This is a genomic window from Pseudomonas sp. CYM-20-01, assembly GCF_023169845.1.
Taxonomy (GTDB): domain Bacteria; phylum Pseudomonadota; class Gammaproteobacteria; order Pseudomonadales; family Pseudomonadaceae; genus Aquipseudomonas; species Aquipseudomonas azotoformans.
On record NZ_AP025169.1, the window covers coordinates 6,402,194 to 6,421,040 of the forward strand.

The 18,847-nt window shown below is 61.7% G+C and carries 14 protein-coding genes; 11 read left to right on the top strand and 3 right to left on the bottom strand.

The window, feature by feature from the left end:
- Positions 1 to 90: 90 nt before the first annotated feature.
- Positions 91 to 2,025: a BCCT family transporter gene (locus M2497_RS29265; protein ID WP_248488267.1), complete on the bottom strand. Its 1,935-nt coding sequence runs from the start codon at positions 2,023 to 2,025 to the stop codon at positions 91 to 93.
- A 390-nt stretch (positions 2,026 to 2,415) separates the two neighbouring features.
- Between M2497_RS29265 and betI the strand changes: the two genes are divergently transcribed.
- From betI to yccS, 10 genes are all read left to right on the top strand, one after another.
- Positions 2,416 to 3,009, top strand: a complete 594-nt coding sequence (gene betI, locus M2497_RS29270; protein ID WP_017735982.1) for a transcriptional regulator BetI — start codon at positions 2,416 to 2,418, stop codon at positions 3,007 to 3,009.
- A 110-nt stretch (positions 3,010 to 3,119) separates the two neighbouring features.
- Entirely contained in the window at positions 3,120 to 4,592 is a 1,473-nt protein-coding gene (gene betB / locus M2497_RS29275; RefSeq protein WP_248485016.1) for a betaine-aldehyde dehydrogenase, read from the top strand.
- 91 nt (positions 4,593 to 4,683) lie between these two features.
- Positions 4,684 to 6,387 carry a choline dehydrogenase gene (betA, locus tag M2497_RS29280; protein WP_248485017.1) on the top strand — a complete coding sequence of 568 codons (1,704 nt, stop codon included), beginning with the start codon at positions 4,684 to 4,686 and terminating at the stop codon, positions 6,385 to 6,387.
- Between the two features lie 196 nt (positions 6,388 to 6,583).
- On the top strand, positions 6,584 to 8,026 hold the full coding sequence (locus M2497_RS29285; RefSeq protein WP_248485018.1) for a TldD/PmbA family protein: 1,443 nt from the start codon (positions 6,584 to 6,586) through the stop codon (positions 8,024 to 8,026).
- Positions 8,026 to 9,342 (top strand): TldD/PmbA family protein, encoded by a 1,317-nt coding sequence (locus tag M2497_RS29290; protein ID WP_248485019.1) that lies wholly within the window; start codon positions 8,026 to 8,028, stop codon positions 9,340 to 9,342. Before M2497_RS29285 ends, M2497_RS29290 begins: the two co-directional genes overlap by 1 nt.
- A gap of 288 nt (positions 9,343 to 9,630) precedes the next feature.
- Positions 9,631 to 10,479 carry an alpha/beta hydrolase gene (locus M2497_RS29295; protein ID WP_248485020.1) on the top strand — a complete coding sequence of 283 codons (849 nt, stop codon included), beginning with the start codon at positions 9,631 to 9,633 and terminating at the stop codon, positions 10,477 to 10,479.
- 36 nt (positions 10,480 to 10,515) lie between these two features.
- Positions 10,516 to 11,943 (top strand): multidrug transporter subunit MdtD, encoded by a 1,428-nt coding sequence (gene mdtD, locus M2497_RS29300; protein ID WP_248485021.1) that lies wholly within the window; start codon positions 10,516 to 10,518, stop codon positions 11,941 to 11,943.
- A gap of 130 nt (positions 11,944 to 12,073) precedes the next feature.
- Complete coding sequence (gene dbpA, locus M2497_RS29305; RefSeq protein ID WP_232289440.1) at positions 12,074 to 13,411, top strand: ATP-dependent RNA helicase DbpA; 1,338 nt, start codon at positions 12,074 to 12,076, stop codon at positions 13,409 to 13,411.
- A gap of 159 nt (positions 13,412 to 13,570) precedes the next feature.
- Complete coding sequence (locus M2497_RS29310) at positions 13,571 to 14,749, top strand: NAD(P)/FAD-dependent oxidoreductase (RefSeq protein WP_248485022.1); 1,179 nt, start codon at positions 13,571 to 13,573, stop codon at positions 14,747 to 14,749.
- Positions 14,750 to 14,865: 116 nt separating this feature from the next.
- Positions 14,866 to 17,049: a YccS family putative transporter gene (gene yccS, locus M2497_RS29315; RefSeq protein ID WP_248485023.1), complete on the top strand. Its 2,184-nt coding sequence runs from the start codon at positions 14,866 to 14,868 to the stop codon at positions 17,047 to 17,049.
- Between the two features lie 96 nt (positions 17,050 to 17,145).
- Here the strand turns inward: yccS and M2497_RS29320 are convergent, their stop codons facing one another.
- The gene (locus M2497_RS29320; protein ID WP_248485024.1) at positions 17,146 to 17,883 is read right to left on the bottom strand and encodes a transporter substrate-binding domain-containing protein; all 738 of its coding nucleotides are present in this window, start codon (positions 17,881 to 17,883) and stop codon (positions 17,146 to 17,148) included.
- 201 nt (positions 17,884 to 18,084) lie between these two features.
- Here M2497_RS29320 and M2497_RS29325 point away from each other — a divergent pair, with 201 nt between their 5' ends.
- On the top strand, positions 18,085 to 18,543 hold the full coding sequence (locus M2497_RS29325) for a GNAT family N-acetyltransferase (RefSeq protein WP_248485025.1): 459 nt from the start codon (positions 18,085 to 18,087) through the stop codon (positions 18,541 to 18,543).
- Here the strand turns inward: M2497_RS29325 and M2497_RS29330 are convergent.
- Positions 18,534 to 18,830, bottom strand: a complete 297-nt coding sequence (locus tag M2497_RS29330) for a winged helix-turn-helix domain-containing protein (protein ID WP_033898013.1) — start codon at positions 18,828 to 18,830, stop codon at positions 18,534 to 18,536. The two genes, M2497_RS29325 and M2497_RS29330, sit on opposite strands and share 10 nt — an antisense overlap.
- Positions 18,831 to 18,847: the final 17 nt, after the last annotated feature.

Below are 18,847 nucleotides of genomic sequence, written 5' to 3' on the forward strand. Positions count from 1 at the left end.
CCCGATAGCAGTGGATCAGTAATAAATATACTGACTGACATACTGCAATCGGGGGCAAGCCCCCTCCCACATTTAAAGCACTACCAGGCTTCAGCTATAGACCCGGCCAAGGAGTTGCCGATGGCTTTCAAACTGATCGAGCACGTCCCGGGTGATCTGTTCCTGGGCGAAGCCCATCAGGTCGTATTCCTGAGGCCCGTTGTGCAGGTACACCTCGGCACGGTAGTAGCGAGTGCGCTCTTCCTCGGGCAGGTCACTCGGCGCCGACGAGTAGGCATCCAGGCTCACTTCATAGACAAACGGGTTGCCCTCTTCCATCTCGATGCGTACACCGATGCAGCGCTTGGACTTGCCGAGCAAGGTCTGCACTTCCAAGCCCTGATCACGCAACGCCGTCGCCGCCTCTTCCAACGCCGGCGTCACGTGTTTGTCCATAAAGCGCTGCACGGTGCCTTGGCTAGGTTGCAGGTCCAGCGCCGTCAGACGCTCGCTGAAACCACGGCGACCCCGCTCGGCCAATTGCGCCTGCTCCTGTTCGATGGCCACGTCCTGGCGCATCGCCTTGTGCAAACCGAACATAAAGAAGATCAGCACCACCGAGAACGGCAGCCCCGCCAGCACCACCATGGTTTGCATGGCTTCGAAGTTGCCGGCGAACAGCAGGCCGATGGTCACCAGGGTGATCACCGCCGACCAGAAGATCCGCAGCCAGTGCGGCGCATCTTCGTCAACATTGCCGCCTTTGCACGACAGGTTGGCCATCATCACCGCACCGGAATCCGCCGGGGTCAGGAACAGCACGAAGCCGACGAAGATCGATACGCCGATGACGATTTTCGACGCCGGGTAATGCTCCAGCAGTTGATAGATGGCCATCGACGGCTGTTCCAGTGCGGTCTTGCCCAACTCCACCGCACCGTGGTTCAGCACCAGGTCCAGCGCCGAGTTACCGAAGATCGACAACCACGCCAGGGTAAAGCCCAACGGGATCAGCAGCACGCCGGCCACCAGTTCGCGCACCGTGCGACCACGGGAAATCCGCGCAATGAACATGCCCACGAATGGCGCCCAGGAAATCCACCACGCCCAGTAGAACAGGGTCCACAGGCCCATCCAACGTTCGGTCTTGTCGGCGTCGCCTTCGTACACGTACAGGTCGAAGGTTTTCAGGATGATGCCGTTGAGGTAGTCCCCAGTGTTCTGCACCAGGCCATTGAGCAAATGCAGGGTCGGGCCGAACAACAGCACGAAAATCAACAGGCCGCTGAACAGCACGATGTTGAGGTTGGACAGACGGCGAATGCCGTTCTCCACGCCCGACACTGCGGCGATGGTCGCCACGGTGCTCATCACGATGATCACGATCAACAGGTTGGTGTTGCTGTGCTGCATGCCGAACAGGTTTTCCAACCCGGACGACACCTGCATCGAACCGATCCCCAGGTTCGTCACCAGGCCCAGCAGGGTCACGAACATGCCGAAACCGTCTACCGCATGGCCGGCCGCGCCTTTCACCCAACGCTCGCCCACCAGCGGGTACAGCGCCGAACGCAGGGCCAGCGGCTGGTTATGCCGATACGCGAAGTACGCCACGGCCAGGCCGACCAGGGCATAGATCGCCCAGCCATGCAGGCCCCAGTGCAGGAAGGTCAGTTGCAGTGCCTGGCGGGCGGCGCCGTTGCTGGCGGCTGTGCCTTCGGGCGGGTTGAAGTAGTGATCCAACGGCTCCGAGGCGCCGAAGTACAGCAGCGAGATGCCGATACCCGACGAGAACAACATGCCGGCCCAGGCGCCGTAGCTGAAGTCCGGGGTATCGTCCTTGCTGCCCAGTTTCAACTTGCCGTAGGACGAAAACGCCAGGCCCACCACAAACACCAGGTAGGCGGCGATGACCACCATGTAGTACCAGCCGAAGCTTTTCGACAGCCACGCCTGGGCGACACCGAGCATGCGCCCGGCCTCCTGCGGGGCGATGATCAGAATGGCGGTCAACAACAGAATCAGCGCGGTGGAGGTGTAGAACACCCAACCGTTGACCCGCACCTTTTCTGGTGGGGTTTTTATAAGAGAGGCAGAACTCATGGCGCAGATGCTCCGGGCAGTGCGAGAGAGAAACACAAGGCAACGGTTATCCCGGGACATCGATTTTTCGGCAGTCGACGGACGGGTGTTATAAAGACACCCCGAAAATTCCTGAACCCCGCCGAAGCGGTGTACAGGCCCTGATACGGCCTGTTTCAAGGATTTTTGCAGGTGTCAGATGTCGCGGCTCCCAGGTAGGAAATATCTGTAGGCAGCGACCATTTGTCGCAGATCTTATTCTTTGTTGATTGAACGTTCAATCAAAACAAAATAGACTGGCCATCAAGCCGACGGACGTTTATCGCCCGCCGCAGGCCTAAGGAGAGGTGCTACATGCCCAAGGTCGGTATGCAACCCATACGCCGCCAGCAATTGATCGAAGCCACGTTGACGGCCATCGATCAGGTCGGAATGGGAGATGCCAGCATTGCGCTGATCGCCCGTTTGGCCGGCGTCTCGAACGGTATCATCAGTCACTACTTCAAGGACAAGAACGGCCTTATTGCAGCGACGATGCGCTACTTGATGAACGCGCTGATCGACAACGTCCACGAACGCCGACAGGCGCTGACGGACGACAGCCCACGGGCGCACCTGCAGGTGATCATCGAGGGCAACTTCGACGCCAGCCAGGTCAACGGACCGGCAATGAAAACCTGGCTGGCCTTCTGGGCCACCAGCATGCACCACCCGTCATTGCACAGGTTGCAGCGGATCAACGATCAACGTCTGTATTCCAACCTGTGCTGCCAGTTCCGCCGAGTGCTGCCGCTGCCGCACGCACGCAAAGCAGCCCGCGGCCTGGCGGCCCTGATCGACGGTTTGTGGTTGCGCGGCGCCCTGTCGGGAGACGCTTTCGACACGGCGCAGGCGCAACGGATCGCTTACGAATACATGGATTTCCAATTGGCCAAGCAGGTGAGTTAGAGCACACATAAACCGCTCAACCCCTGAACGTCTGCCGCTCAGTGTTGCCACACCTTCATGGCCCACCTACGGCGGGTAACGCCAACCACTTATGCACTTGCGAGGACTTTATGGCCCGTTTCGACCTGCAAAAACTCTACATTGACGGCGGCTACAGCGACGCTGGCAGCGATGCCACCTTCGAAGCCATCAACCCGGCTAACGGTGAAGTTCTCGCCCAAGTGCAACGCGCGACGAAAGACGACGTTGAACGTGCCGTGGTCAGCGCCGAAAAAGGCCAGAAAATCTGGGCCGCGATGACCGCCATGGAGCGTTCGCGCATCCTGCGCCGTGCCGTCGACATCCTGCGCGAACGCAACGACGAACTGGCCGCCCTGGAAACCCTGGACACCGGTAAAGCCTTCTCCGAAACCAAATACGTCGACATCGTCACCGGCGCCGACGTGCTGGAATACTACGCAGGCCTGGTGCCAGCCATCGAAGGCGAGCAGATCCCGCTGCGCGACACCTCGTTCGTCTACACCCGCCGCGAGCCGCTGGGCGTGGTCGCCGGTATCGGCGCGTGGAACTATCCGATCCAGATCGCCCTGTGGAAATCCGCACCGGCCCTGGCCGCCGGTAACGCAATGATCTTCAAGCCAAGCGAAGTCACCTCGCTGACCACCCTGAAACTGGCCGAGATCTACACCGAAGCCGGCGTTCCAGCGGGCGTGTTCAACGTGCTGACCGGCAGCGGTCGTGAAGTCGGCACCTGGCTGACCGAGCACCCACGCATCGAGAAAGTCTCGTTCACCGGCGGCACCGACACCGGCAAGAAGGTCATGGCCAGCGCTTCGAGCTCCTCGCTCAAGGAAGTGACCATGGAACTGGGCGGCAAGTCGCCGCTGATCGTGTTCGAAGACGCCGACCTGGATCGTGCCGCCGACATCGCGATGATGGCCAACTTCTACAGCTCCGGCCAGGTCTGCACCAACGGCACTCGCGTGTTCGTACCCAAGCACCTGCAAGCCGTGTTCGAAGCCAAGATCGTCGAGCGTGTGGCGCGCATCCGCGTTGGCAACCCGCAGGACGACACCACCAACTTCGGCCCGCTGGTCAGCTTCGCCCACATGGAAAGCGTGCTGGGCTACATCGCCAAAGGTAAGGAAGAAGGCGCACGCGTACTGTGCGGCGGCGACCGCCTGACCGACGGCGACTTCGCCAAAGGCGCCTTTGTTGCCCCAACCGTGTTCACCGACTGCACCGACGAGATGACCATCGTCCGCGAAGAAATCTTCGGCCCAGTGATGAGCATCCTCACTTACGAGACCGAAGAAGAAGTGATCCGTCGCGCCAACGACACCGACTTCGGCCTGGCCGCTGGCCTGGTGACCAAGGACCTGAACCGCGCCCACCGCGTGATTCACCAATTGGAAGCGGGTATCTGCTGGATCAACGCCTGGGGCGAATCCGACGCGAAGATGCCGGTCGGTGGCTACAAGCAATCGGGTGTTGGCCGTGAGAACGGCATCAGCTCGCTGAACAACTTCACCCGCATCAAATCGGTACAGGTTGAGCTGGGCGACTACGCCTCGGTGTTCTAAGAGCCGGGATTTGTATTGCCTGTGAGGCCGCCATCGGGGGCAAGCCCCCGATGAGGCCCGACCTGACCACACATCAAAGAGGGTGCATCCAATGTCCCAAGAATACGATTACATCATTGTGGGTGCCGGCTCCGCCGGTAACACCCTGGCGACCCGTCTGACCGAAGACGAAGGCGTCACCGTCCTGCTGCTGGAAGCCGGCGGCCCGGACTACCGTTTCGACTTCCGTACCCAGATGCCAGCCGCCCTGGCGTTCCCGCTGCAAGGCCGCCGCTACAACTGGGCCTACGAGACCGATCCAGAGCCGCACATGGACGGCCGCCGTATGGAATGCGGTCGCGGCAAGGGCCTGGGCGGTTCCTCGCTGATCAACGGCATGTGCTACATCCGCGGCAACGCCATGGACTACGACAATTGGTCGAAGCTGCCAGGCCTGGAAGACTGGACCTACCTCGACTGCCTGCCGTATTTCCGCAAGGCCGAAACCCGCGACATCGGCCCCAACGACTGGCACGGCGGCGATGGCCCGGTCAGCGTGACCACGCCTAAAGCCGGCAACAACCCGCTGTTCCACGCCATGGTCGAAGCCGGCGTGCAGGCCGGTTACCCGCGTACCGAAGACTTGAACGGCTACCAGCAGGAAGGCTTCGGCCCGATGGACCGTACCGTCACGCCGAACGGCCGTCGCGCCAGTACCGCACGCGGTTACCTGGACACCGCCAAGAAGCGTTCGACCCTGACCATCGTCACCCATGCCCTCACCGACAAAGTGTTGTTTGAAGGCAAGCGTGCCGTTGGCGTGCGTTACCTGATCGGTGCCGCCGAAGAGCGTGTTGAAGCCCGCGCCCGTAAGGAAGTGCTGGTGTGCAGCGGCGCAATTGCTTCGCCGCAACTGCTGCAACGCTCCGGTGTCGGCCCGGCCAAACTGCTGGAAAGCCTCGACATCCCGGTGGTCCACGACCTGCCGGGCGTCGGCGAAAACCTGCAGGACCACCTTGAGCTGTACCTGCAATACGCCTGCACCCAACCGGTGTCGCTGTACCCGTCGCTGCTCTGGTACAACCAACCGGCCATTGGTGCCGAGTGGCTGTTCAACGGCACCGGCATCGGCGCCAGCAACCAGTTCGAAGCGGGCGGGTTTATCCGCACCCGTGAAGAGTTCGAATGGCCGAACATCCAGTACCACTTCCTGCCGGTCGCGATTAACTACAACGGCAGCAACGGCGTAAAAGAGCACGGCTTCCAGGCACACATGGGCTCCATGCGCTCGCCAAGCCGTGGCCGCGTCCAGCTGAAGTCGAAGAACCCACGGGACTACCCGAGCATCCTCTTCAACTACATGGCCACCGAGCAGGACTGGCAGGAATTCCGCGACGGCATCCGCCTGACCCGTGAAATCATGCAGCAGCCGGCGCTGGACCCGTACCGTGGCCGCGAAATCAGCCCGGGCATCGACGTGCAAACCGATGAGCAACTGGACAAGTTCATCCGCGAGCACGCCGAAACCGCGTTCCACCCGTCCTGCTCGTGCAAGATGGGCACCGACGAGATGGCTGTCGTCGATGGCGAAGGCCGCGTGCATGGCATGCAGGGTCTGCGTGTGGTCGATGCGTCGATCATGCCGATCATCACCACCGGCAACCTGAACGCGCCGACGATCATGATCGCCGAGAAAATCGCCGACAAGATCCGTGGCCGCCAGCCATTGCCACGCAGCACCGCCGACTACTACGTGGCGGGTGATGCTCCGGTGCGTGGCAAGCCGCTGCGTGAAGTGGGTCCTACCGCGCAGTAACGGATACACCACGGTGTTCCCATCGGGGCGGTGCGACGACTCGACAAGCCCCCTCCCACATTTTTGACCGTGTGAACCCGATCAAGTGTGGGAGGGGGCTTGCCCCCGAAGAGGCCCGACCAGTCACTGCAAAACCCCTCCTTGATCAGCTACTCTGTCTGCCTGCCCGCGACGAGCCGCCCACAAGGAAGGCCCCATGTTCGATCACCACGCCACACTCAAACAGCATTTCAGTGCCCTGCGCACCCGTGCCGAATTTTTCTCGCTGCGCTACGTACGTGAATCCGGCCAGTACCTGGCCGTACGCAAGAACGTCGCCGAACCGCCGCACCTGAGCCACGACGAGGGCGCCATGCTCACCGTGCGCCTCAATGGCGTGGAAGCCTACGCCGCGACCAACGATATTTCCCTGGCCGGCCTGCAAGCCGCCCTTGAGCGTGCCGAACAGCAAGCCCGGCAGATCTTGCCCCACGCCCTGCTCGACCTGCGCGAGCAACACGTCTCCAGCGACGTCGCCGATTACCTGTCGCCCAACCTTCAACAGCCCTTCCCATCCCTGAGCGATTGCTACCAGTTACTCGGCAGCGAATCGGCCTCCGTGCCGAAGGACGAGCGCCTGGTGAGCTGGGAAGTCAGCCTGGGCCTGACCCACGTCGAGCAGATCTACCTGAACAGTGCCGGTGCCGAGTTGCGCCAGGCCCAGCGCTTTGTGTTCCCCGGCGTCAACGTCACCGCCTACGACGGCAATGACAGCCAGACCCGCACCCTCGGCGGCAGCAACTTCGGCCAGCAAGGCGGGTTCGACGTAATCAGCCGCTTCGGCCTGGTCGGTGCCGCGCCACGCATCGCCGACGAGGCCCTGCAACTGCTGGCCGCGCCGAACACGCCCAGCGGCCCGCGTGACCTGCTGCTGATGCCCGATCAGATGATCCTGCAGATCCACGAGTCCATCGGCCACCCGCTGGAGTTGGACCGCATCCTCGGCGACGAGCGCAATTACGCCGGCACCAGTTTTGTGAAGGCCAGCGACTTCGGCCACCTGCAATATGGCTCCCCGCTGCTGAACGTGACCTTCGACCCGGACATTCCCGAGCAGCTCGCCAGCTACGGCCACGACGACGAAGGCACCAAAGCCAGCAAACAGTTCCTGATCCGTGAGGGGCTGCTGCTCAAACCGCTCGGTGGCGCGCTGTCGCAATTCCGTGCGGGCATGCAAGGCGTGGCCAACAGCCGGGCCAGCAGCTGGAACCGCGCGCCCATCGATCGCATGGCCAACTTGAATATCGAAGCGGGCGACAAGAGCCTCGCGCAACTGATCGGCGGTATCGAAAACGGCATCCTGATGTCGACTAACCGCTCGTGGTCCATCGACGATGCGCGCAATAAATTCCAGTTCGGCTGCGAATGGGGCCAACTGATCGAAAATGGCGAGTTGAAAGGCGTGGTGAAAAACCCCAACTACCGGGCCATTTCCGCGAACTTCTGGCGCAACCTCAGCGCGGTCGGCGATGCCAGTACGTTCAAGGTGCTGGGCACGCCGAACTGCGGCAAAGGTGAACCCAACCAGGTGATTCGCGTCGGCCATGCCTCGCCGGCCTGCGTATTCAGCGATGTCGACGTATTTGGGGGAGATGCCTGATGAACAACTTCAAGGCACTGGTGGAGTGGCTCAAACAGGCCATCACCGACAACGAACAATTCCACCTGGGCTATGCGGATGAAGCGTCCGAGTTCGTGCGCTTCAACCACGCCAAGGTGCGCCAGGCCGGCCAGGTGCAACAAGCCAGCCTCAGCCTGAAACTGATCAACAATGGCCGCCATGCCGACCTGGGCATCACCTTGTCCGGCGCAGCGGAACTGGACCGCCAACGTTTGGCCGACGGCCTGCAACAACTGCGCGACACCTTGCCGTTGCTACCCAAGGACCCGTACCTGCTGCTGAACCACAACGCCTGGCAAAGCAACAACGAACAAACGCGACCGCTGCCGGACCTGGCCCGGGTGTTGGAAGACATCAGCCAGGCGGCTGAGGGCGTTGATTTGGTCGGGTTCTACGCTTCCGGCCCGATCAGCCGTGGCTTTGCCAGCTCGGACGGCGCGTTCGGCTGGCACCGCGCCAACAGCTTCAACTTCGATTTCAGCCTGTTCCACGCCAATGGCGAAGCGGTCAAGGCCAGCTACGCCGGGCACACCTGGGACAGCGCCGAGTTCGCCGCGCGCTTCCAGCAAGCCCGCGAGCAATTGGAATTCCTCGGCCGCCCGCTGCATAAGCTGGCACCCGGGCAGTACCGCGCCTACCTCGCCCCGGCGGCGCTGGAAGAAATCATCAGTCTCATCACCTGGGGTGGTTTTTCCGCCCAGGCCATCGCCAGCAAAGGCAGTTCGCTGCAAAAGCTGTATGCCGGTGAACAATCCCTGAGCCCGCTGGTGACCGTCGACGAACAGATCAGCGGCTCCCTGAGCCAGGCGTTCTCCACCGAAGGCTACCCGCGCGGCGACGTCACGTTGATCAACGCGGGCAAAGGCGCAGGCCAGTTGATCAACTCGCGCAGCGCCGCCGAATATGGCCTGAGCACCAACGGCGCCAGCAGCGACGAGTCCCCCAGCGCCTTGCAGATGGCCGCCGGCGACCTGGCCCAGGCCGATATCCTCAAGCAATTGGGCACCGGGTTGTACATCAGCAACCTGTGGTATTTGAACTACTCCGACCTGCCGGCGGCGCGCCTGACCGGCATGACACGCTTCGCCACGTTCTGGGTGGAAGACGGCGAAATCAAGGCACCGGTCAGCACCATGCGCTTTGATGACAGCGTGTACAACCTGCTGGGTACGCAGTTGGAAGCCCTGACCGCTGAGCGGGAACTGCTGCTCTCGGCCAGCACGTACAGCCAGCGCAACACGGCCTCCAACCTGTTGCCGGGTGCCTTGGTCAAACGCCTGACCCTCACCCTCTAAACACAGCAGTTCCCCTGTGGGAGGGGGCTTGCTCCCGATAGCGGTGTATCAGCCAAGTATTCATCAGCTGACACGCTGCAATCGGGGGCAAGCCCCCTCCCACATTGAGTTGTGCTGAGTTCAGACATCTCTGTTTCGCCCCTTCCTACGGTTAATTCTTGTCTTCCCCACCTGCACGGGCAGCCTGTTGTCGCCTGCAAAAAACCTCGTTATAAGGGTTAGTGGCACCCCGCCACCCCACCCACGAGAGCATGACCTTGCCCGGGAAGGGCAAGCTGGAGCGTTGACATGAATCATGGAAGTTTTGTCATAGAAAAGCTGTTCAAGCACTACAACGTTCATGTTGAGCAGCTAGGAAACGATTCGGAAAAAAAGACCGTCCTGATGGTCAACGGCGCGCTGTCCACCACGCGCTCCTTCGCCCGCACCAGCAAATGCCTGGCCGAGCATTTCAATGTGCTGCTGTTCGACTTGCCGTTCTCCGGTTATTCCCGCGAACACAATACCGACCTGGACCTGGTCACCAAGGATGACGAGGTGCATATGCTGCGCGCCTTGGTCGAGCGCTTCCAGGTCAACCACCTGGTGTCAGCCTCCTGGGGTGGCATCTCAACCCTGCTGACCCTGGCCCACAACCCGCCGTCCATCGAAAGCTCGGTGGTGATGGCCCTGGCGCCCAACCTCAACCAGGCCATGCTCGACTATGTGGAGCGCGTGCGCGTGTTGATCGAAGCGGACGACAAGTCGGCCGTTGGCCACCTGCTTAACGAGACCGTGGGCAAATACCTCTCGCCCCGGCTCAAGCGCAACAATCACCGGCACCTGTCGAGCATGGCCACCACCGAATACCGCCAGGCGCGTTTTCATATCCACCAGGTGCTGGGCTTGGGCGACGGCAATTACCTGCCAGCACTCAAGCAGATTGAAACACCGGTGCACTTCCTCAACGGCGCGCTCGACGAATACACCCCCGCCGCCGAGGCGCAATTGTTCAAGCAGTACGTGGGGCGCAGCAGCTTTGCCGTGGCCGAACACACCGGCCACTTGCTCGACCTCGAATCCAACGAAGCGGCCACCGCGGTACACCGTGAACTGCTGGATTTCCTGGTGGGAAAAAGCACCCCGGTTGGCGCATAATCGCCGACACATAGCCAGCTAACAAAAAGGTTCTCTATGCCCAATCGCGTCCCGCTCGATGCCAAGACCGCCCGCTGGCTCCCCTGGGTGGTCGCGATTGCCTTCTTCATGCAGTCGCTGGACGGGACGATCCTCAACACGGCATTGCCGGCCATGGCCCGGGACCTCGCGGAAAACCCGCTGCGCATGCAAGGGGTGGTGATCGCCTACATGCTCACCGTCGCCTTGCTCATCCCGGCCTCAGGCTGGATTGCCGACCGCTTCGGCACCAAGAAAATCTTCTTTGGCGCCATCATGCTGTTCAGCATTGGTTCGCTGCTATGCGCCTTGTCCAGCAGCCTGACCATGCTGGTGGGCGCCCGGGTGATCCAGGGCCTGGGCGGCGCGCTGATGTTGCCGGTCGGCCGCTTGGTGGTGCTGCGCGCTTACCCCCGCTCCGAACTGGTGCGCATCATGGGCTTCATTACCATCCCCGGCCTGCTCGGCCCGCTGCTCGGCCCGACCATGGGTGGCTGGATGGTGCAATACCTGACCTGGCACTGGATCTTCCTGATCAACCTGCCGGTGGGCATGGTCGGCTGTTACGCCGTGTGGAAACTGATCCCCGACCTGCGCGGCAGCGAACGCACACGCTTTGATGGCGTGGGGTTTCTATTGTTTGGCGCGGCGATGGTGTTGATCACCATCGCCATGGAAGGCCTGGGCGAACTGCACCTGCCGCACCTGCGGGTGATGTTGCTGCTGTTCGGCGGGCTGGCGTGCCTGGCGGCGTACTGGCTGCGCGCCGGGCATATCGACAACCCGCTGTTTTCACCGGTGCTGTTCAAGACCCGCACCTTTGCCGTGGGTATCCTCGGCAACCTGTTTGCACGCTTGGGCAGTGGCGCGTTGCCGTTCCTGGTGCCGCTGCTGTTGCAGGTCGCGCTGGGCTACTCGCCGTCCGAAGCGGGTATGAGCATGCTGCCCCTGGCGGCGGCGGCGATGTTTGCCAAATCCATCGCCCGCACCCTGATCGAACGCCTGGGCTACCGCATCGTGCTCACCGGCAACACCCTGGCGCTGGGCATCATGCTGGCGAGCATGGGCCTGGTCAGCGAGCACACGCCCTACCCGCTGCTGTTGTGCATGCTGGCGGTACTGGGGGCGATCAATTCCCTGCAATTTACCGCGATGAACACCGTCACCCTGATCGACCTCGACGACGCCCAGGCCAGCAGCGGCAACAGTTTGCTGTCAGTGGTGGCGCAGTTGTCCCTCAGCCTCGGCGTGGCCTGCGCCGGTGCGCTGCTCGGCGGGTTCACCGCCGAAACCGGTAATGATGGGGTGGAAAGCGTACTCGGTGCGTTCCAACTGACCTTCCTCACCGTGGGCATCATGGCGATGCTGGCAGCGGCGATCTTCCTGCAATTGTCGCCCACCGACGGCAAACGAGTAGTCAGCCGCGAGCACGACATCGAGCATTAATAGGCTTCTCGTCTAGAACTTGCAGGGAAATTCCCACGGGACTGGTACACTGCGCGACATTTTGTTTTGCAGAGCCAGTCCCGTGACTACCATCGCCACCGCTTTTAATACTTTGCCCCTGTCCGCCGCCATGCTGGCTAACCTCGACTCGCTGGGTTATGTCGAGATGACGCAGATCCAGGCGCAAAGCTTGCCGGTGATCCTCAAAGGGCTGGACCTGATTGCCCAGGCCAAGACCGGCAGCGGCAAGACAGCTGCATTCGGCATCGGCCTGTTGAACCCGATCAACCCGCGCTACTTTGGCTGCCAGGCCCTGGTGATGTGCCCGACCCGTGAGCTGGCCGACCAGGTCGCCAAGGAAATCCGTCGCCTGGCCCGTGCCGAAGACAACATCAAGGTACTGACCCTGTGCGGTGGCGTGTCCCTCGGCCCGCAGATCGCCTCCCTCGAACACGGCGCCCACGTCATCGTCGGTACGCCGGGCCGCATCCAGCAGCACTTGCGCAAAGGTTCGCTGGTGCTGGACGGCCTCAACACGCTGATCCTCGATGAAGCCGACCGCATGCTCGACATGGGCTTCTACGACGCCATCGAAGACATCATCAGCAAGACCCCGCCGCGCCGCCAGACCCTGCTGTTCTCGGCCACCTACCCGGTGAGCATCAAGCAGCTGGCCTCGAAATTCATGCGCGCGCCGCAGCAGGTGAAAGCCGAGGCGTTCCACTCCGATGACCAGATCGAGCAGCGTTTCTACGAAATTTCGCCGGAAGAACGCATGGACGCCGTGACCAAGGTGCTGGCGCATTTCCGCCCGGCCTCCTGCGTAGCCTTCTGCTTTACCAAACAGCAAGTGCAGGAAACCGTGGATCACCTGACCGCCAAGGGTATTTCCGCCGTTGGCCTGCATGGCGACCTGGAACAGCGCGACCGCGACCAGGTGCTGGCGATGTTCGCCAACCGCAGCACCTCCGTGTTGGTTGCCACTGACGTTGCAGCCCGTGGCCTGGACATCGACTCGCTGGACATGGTGATCAACGTCGAACTGGCCCGCGATTCGGAGATCCACATCCACCGCGTCGGCCGTACCGGTCGTGCCGGTGAGACCGGCATCGCCATCAGCCTGGTCGCCCCGTCCGAAGCGCACCGTGCCCAGGCCATCGAGCAACTGCAGAAGTCACCGTTGAACTGGGACCAACTGGACAACCTCAAGCCGCAAAGCGGTGGCCCATTGCTGCCGCAGATGAGCACCCTGTGCATCGCTGCCGGGCGTAAAGACAAGGTTCGACCGGGCGATATCCTCGGCGCGTTGACCGGTGAAGCCGGCATCCCGGGTGCCCAGGTCGGCAAGATCGCGATCTTTGACTTCCAGGCCTTCGTGGCCGTGGAGCGCGGGATCGCCAAGCAGGCCTTGCAGCGCTTGAACGATGGCAAGATCAAAGGCCGTTCGCTGCGCGTTCGAATCCTGTAACACGATCTCCCCTTCAATGGAGATCCAATGTGGGAGGGGGCTTGCCCCCGATAGCAATCTATCAGTTACCGATGCGCTGACTGACACACTGCTATCGGGGGCAAGCCCCCTCCCACATTTGAATGTATTCCAACTCAGAACTTGTATGAGGACACCGTTTTGCGCTCGACCGAAGTTGTGATCATTGGCGCCGGCGCCGCAGGCTTGATGTGCGCGCTGACCGCCGCCGGGCGTGGGCGCAAGGTGATGTTGATCGACCATGCGAACAAGGCCGGCAAGAAGATCCTGATGTCCGGCGGTGGCCGCTGCAACTTCACCAATATGTACACCGAGCCGGCCAACTTCCTCTCGCACAATGCGCACTTTTGCAAGTCCGCCCTGGCCCGCTACACCCAGTGGGACTTCATCGCGCTGGTGGCCAAGCACGGTGTGCCCTACCACGAGAAGAAACTCGGCCAGCTATTCTGCGATAACAAATCCAGCGACATCCTCGGCATGCTGCTCGATGAGTGCATTCAGGTCGGCGTAAGCCTGCACCTGGACACCTCGATCCAGGAAATTGCCAGGCTGGACAGCGGCTATCAGTTGCAGACCACCTTGGGCGAGTTGCGCTGTGAATCCCTGGTGATTGCCACCGGCGGCCTGTCGATCCCGACCCTGGGCGCGACCGGCTTTGGTTACCAGGTGGCCAGACAATTCGGCCACGAACTGCTGCCGACCCGCGCCGGGCTGGTGCCGTTCACCATCACCGACCAGCTCAAGGACTTGTGTGGCGAGTTGTCGGGTACGTCGGTGGATTGCCTGGTCAGCTGCAACGGCCAGAGCTTTCGCGAGAACATCCTCTTTACCCATCGTGGCCTCAGCGGGCCGGCGATTTTGCAGATTTCTTCTTACTGGGAATCCGGCGACACGGTTGAAATCAACCTGCTGCCCGACCACGACGCCCACACCTGGCTGCAACAGCAACAAGCCGAGCGCCCCAACAGCGAATTGAAAACCCTGCTGGGCGAGATCTTTACCAAGAAGATGGCCAACCTGCTGGCCGAGACGTGGTTCGCATCCAAGCCGATGAAGCAGTACACCCATGCCGAAATTGCCGACATCGCACAAAAACTCGGCAATTGGCAGTTGGTGCCGGCGGGCACCGAGGGTTATCGCACGGCCGAAGTCACGCTGGGGGGCGTGGACACGCGGGAAGTGTCGTCCAAGACTATGGAATCACTGAAAAGCCCTGGCCTGTACTTTATCGGTGAAGTGCTGGATGTAACCGGTCACCTGGGCGGGTTCAACTTCCAGTGGGCGTGGGCGTCCGGCTACGCCGCGGCGCAGTACGCCTGAAGGATGTAATCGGTCAAATGTGGGAGATATTTTGCGAATTGATGTGATCGCCACGCTTGCCGTGACGTCACTGATGGCTCAATTTAGCGGCATCGTCCCGGAAGACTCCAGACTTCATGTCATCGACCTCGTTCAAGCAGTCCCTGCGGCGCCTGTGGGCACTGGATAAATTCAGCTACAGCATTCGGGTATTCATCGCCCTCACCGGCAGCATGGCGCTGTGCTGGTACCAGGATGAAATGACACTGCTGATCCCGCTGTTCCTGGGGATCATCGCCAGCGCCCTGGCCGAGACCGATGACAGTTGGCAAGGCCGCCTCAACGCCCTGGCGGTGACGCTGGTGTGTTTCAGCATCGCCGCGCTGTCGGTGGAGTTGCTGTTCCCTTATCCCTTGATCTTCGCGGTCTCCCTGGCCCTGGCCACCTTCTGCCTGACCATGCTCGGTGCCTTGGGCGAGCGCTATGGCGCGATAGCCTCAGCGACGCTGATCCTGTCGGTATACACCATGATCGGCGTGGACCAGCGCGGCGGCGCCGTCAGCGATTTCTGGCACGAGCCGCTGCTGTTGGTGGCCGGTGCCGCCTGGTATGGCGCGCTGTCGGTGCTGTGGCAGGCGCTATTTTCCAACCAGCCGGTGCAACAGAGCCTGGCGCGGCTGTTCCGTGAACTGGGACGGTACCTCAAGCTCAAATCATCGTTGTTCGAGCCGATCCGCCAGCTGGACGTGGAAGCGCGGCGCCTGGAACTGGCCCAGCAAAATGGTCGAGTGGTGGCGGCGCTCAATGCCGCGAAGGAAATCATCCTGCATCGCGTGGGTAATGGTCGCCCCGGTTCGAAAGTCAGTCGCTACCTGAAGCTGTATTTCCTGGCCCAGGACATCCACGAACGTGCCAGCTCGTCGCACTACCCGTACAACGCCCTGGCCGAGGCCTTCTTCCACAGCGACGTGCTGTTCCGCTGCCAGCGCCTGTTGCGCCAGCAAGGCAAGGCCTGCCAGACCCTGGCCGAGTCGATCCAGATGCGCCAGCCGTTCATCTATGACGACAGCTTCGCCGAAGCCCTGGGCGACCTCAACGCGTCCTTGGAGCACCTGCGCATCCAGAGCAACCCGGCCTGGCGCGGCCTGCTGCGTTCGTTGCGCGCCCTGGCGGCCAACCTGTCGACCCTGGACCGCCTGCTCGGCGACGCCAGCAACCCCGACAGCCTGGCGGACGCCACCGACAGCAACCTGCTGGACCGCGCCCCGCGCAACCTCAAGGAAATGTGGACGCGCCTGCGCACGCAGATGACGCCGACGTCGCTGCTGTTCCGCCATGCGTTGCGTCTGTCGCTGGCGTTGACCGTCGGCTACGGCATGCTGCATGCAATCCACGCGTCCCAAGGCTACTGGATCATCCTCACCACGCTGTTCGTGTGCCAGCCGAACTATGGCGCCACGCGGCGCAAGCTCGGCCAACGCATCATCGGCACGGCCATCGGCTTGACCGTGGCCTGGGCACTGTTCGACCTGTTCCCGAGCCCCCTGGTGCAATCGATGTTCGCCATCGCCGCCGGCCTGGTGTTCTTTATCAACCGCACCACCCGCTACACCCTGGCCACCGCCGCGATCACGCTGATGGTGTTGTTCTGCTTCAACCAGGTCGGCGATGGCTACGGGCTGTTCCTGCCACGTCTGTTCGATACCTTGCTCGGCAGCCTGATCGCCGGCCTGGCGGTGTTCCTGTTCCTGCCGGACTGGCAAGGCCGCCGCTTGAACAAAGTGCTGGCCAACACCCTGACCTGCAACAGCATCTACCTGCGCCAGATCATGCAGCAGTACGCCGCCGGCAAGAGTGACGACCTGGCCTACCGCCTGGCGCGGCGCAACGCGCACAACGCCGATGCGGCGCTGTCCACCACCCTGGCGAACATGCTGATGGAGCCGGGGCATTTCCGTAAGGAAGCCGACGTGGGCTTTCGGTTCCTGGTGTTGTCGCACACCTTGCTCAGTTATTTGTCAGGACTGGGCGCGCATCGCGAAACCCAATTGCCGGCCGAAGTGCGTGAACATCTGATCGATGGCGCCGGCAAGACCCTGGCGGCGAGCATCGATGAAATCGCCACGGGGTTGGCCAATAAGCAGCCGATCGCGATCCAGAGCGATGCCGAGGAAGCGCTGGCGGCGGACCTGGAACAGATGCCGGATGAGATCGATGAAGGGCAGCGGTTGGTGCAGACGCAGTTGGCGTTGATTTGCCGGCAGCTGGGGCCGTTGCGCACGTTGGCGGCGCATCTGATCAAGGACACCAGCGCGGCTTAGGTCGCTATCGGGGGCAAGCCCCCTCCCACAGTTTTGATTTGTGAACACAGTCAACAGGTGGGAGGGGGCTTGCCCCCGATGAGGTCCGCACAGGCACTACATGCCATGGGCCTTCATCAGCCGCTCATAGCTGCCGTCGGCCTTCATCTTGGCAATCTCCCGATCAAAGCTGGCCACGATCTGCTCATGCTCAGGGTTCTTCAGGCTGACCAGGATGTGCAGGCTGTTTTCACTCAGCGGCTGGGGCAAAAACTCCACCGCATTGCGCACCCGTGCCGATTCACGCGAGAGGTAATAGCGCGCCACGTACTCATCCTCCACCGTCAACCGCACCCGCTGCGCCGCGAGCATACGCACGGCCATGGCGAAGTTGTGCACCGGGACTTTCTGCAACTGCGCATCCCCATCGAACGCCGCCGAATAGGCATAGCCACGCACCACGGCGATGGGATAGTCGTGCAATTGCGCAAGGTTCTGGAATTCGATGGGATCGTCGCGGCGCTTGATAAAGCGCACACGGTTGAGCAGGTATTCACCTGAGAATTGGCCCAGTTTCGTACGGGCATCGTCGTACCAGGCGTTGATCAGCACGTCATAACGGCCGTCGCCCACCCCCATCAGCGCACGGGCCCAGGGCACCTGCTCGAAGTCACTGGCGTAACCCGCACGGGCCAGGGCGGTACTGACGATGTCGGTGGCCAGCCCGCCATTGATCAAGGTGGCATCGGTAAAGGGCGGCCAGGCATCTGCCACCAGACGCAGACGCTGCGCGAATGCCGGCTGGGCCAGCAGCAACACTCCAATCAAAGCAACGGCACGAGAGAATCGCGGCATGCTCAAAGTCCTTGGCAGGCAGGCGGTGGCCTTGGCTCAGGCGCGGCCCGAGGTTCTAACAGTAGCTCAGATTACACAAAGAAACCGGTGCCGAACGCACTCAATGATGGCAAATTGATTTCACTCACAAAAATAGTTGATTTAGACAGCGTTGCCCGCTGCGCTTACTATCCGCAACAGACATTGATAAGAGAACTCGCCATGACCGTTGAATGGGTGTGCAAACACCACGATGACCTGGGCAAGGAGCAGCTTTACGCGATCCTGCGCTTGCGCAACGAGGTGTTTGTTGTCGAGCAGAAATGTGTGTACCAGGATCTCGATGGGCAGGATTTGTCAGGCGACACCCATCACCTGATGGCGTGGCAGGACGACCAACTGGTGGCTTACCTGCGCCTGCTGGACCCGGAATCCCAGGGCGGCGACGTGGTGATCGGCCGCGTGATCGTAGCGCCGGTGGCGCGCGGCACCGGGCTGGGGCATCGGATGATGGAAGAGACGCTCAAGCTGATTGCCGATATCTGGCCTGAGACACCGATGTTCCTGTCAGCCCAGGCGCATTTGCAGGGGTATTACGGGCGGTATGGGTTTGTGGTGGCGGGTGAGGAATACCTTGAGGATGATATTCCACACATCGGCATGCGAAAGGATCAGGGGTAGCCCAGCACCTGCTTGATCTGGCCGAGGTTCGCCTCGATCCAACGCCGATCAATCGCGCCCCAGCTGCGAATCCGATAGTGCCCGGCATGGTTGCGGGCACCGTCTTCCTGCTCGAACTCACACACAATATCCAGATCGGCCAATGCCGCAATCGTGTCCTGCGCCGTGCGCCGGGGCATGCCGGTGGCGTCGGTCAGGGCCGGGACGCTGCTGGCCTGGCCGCTGTCGATCAGGTAGGCCACGTACAGGCGGCGGTAGAAGCTGCTCTTGGTCTTGCTCACATCCATGGTCGGTTGCCTTGTGC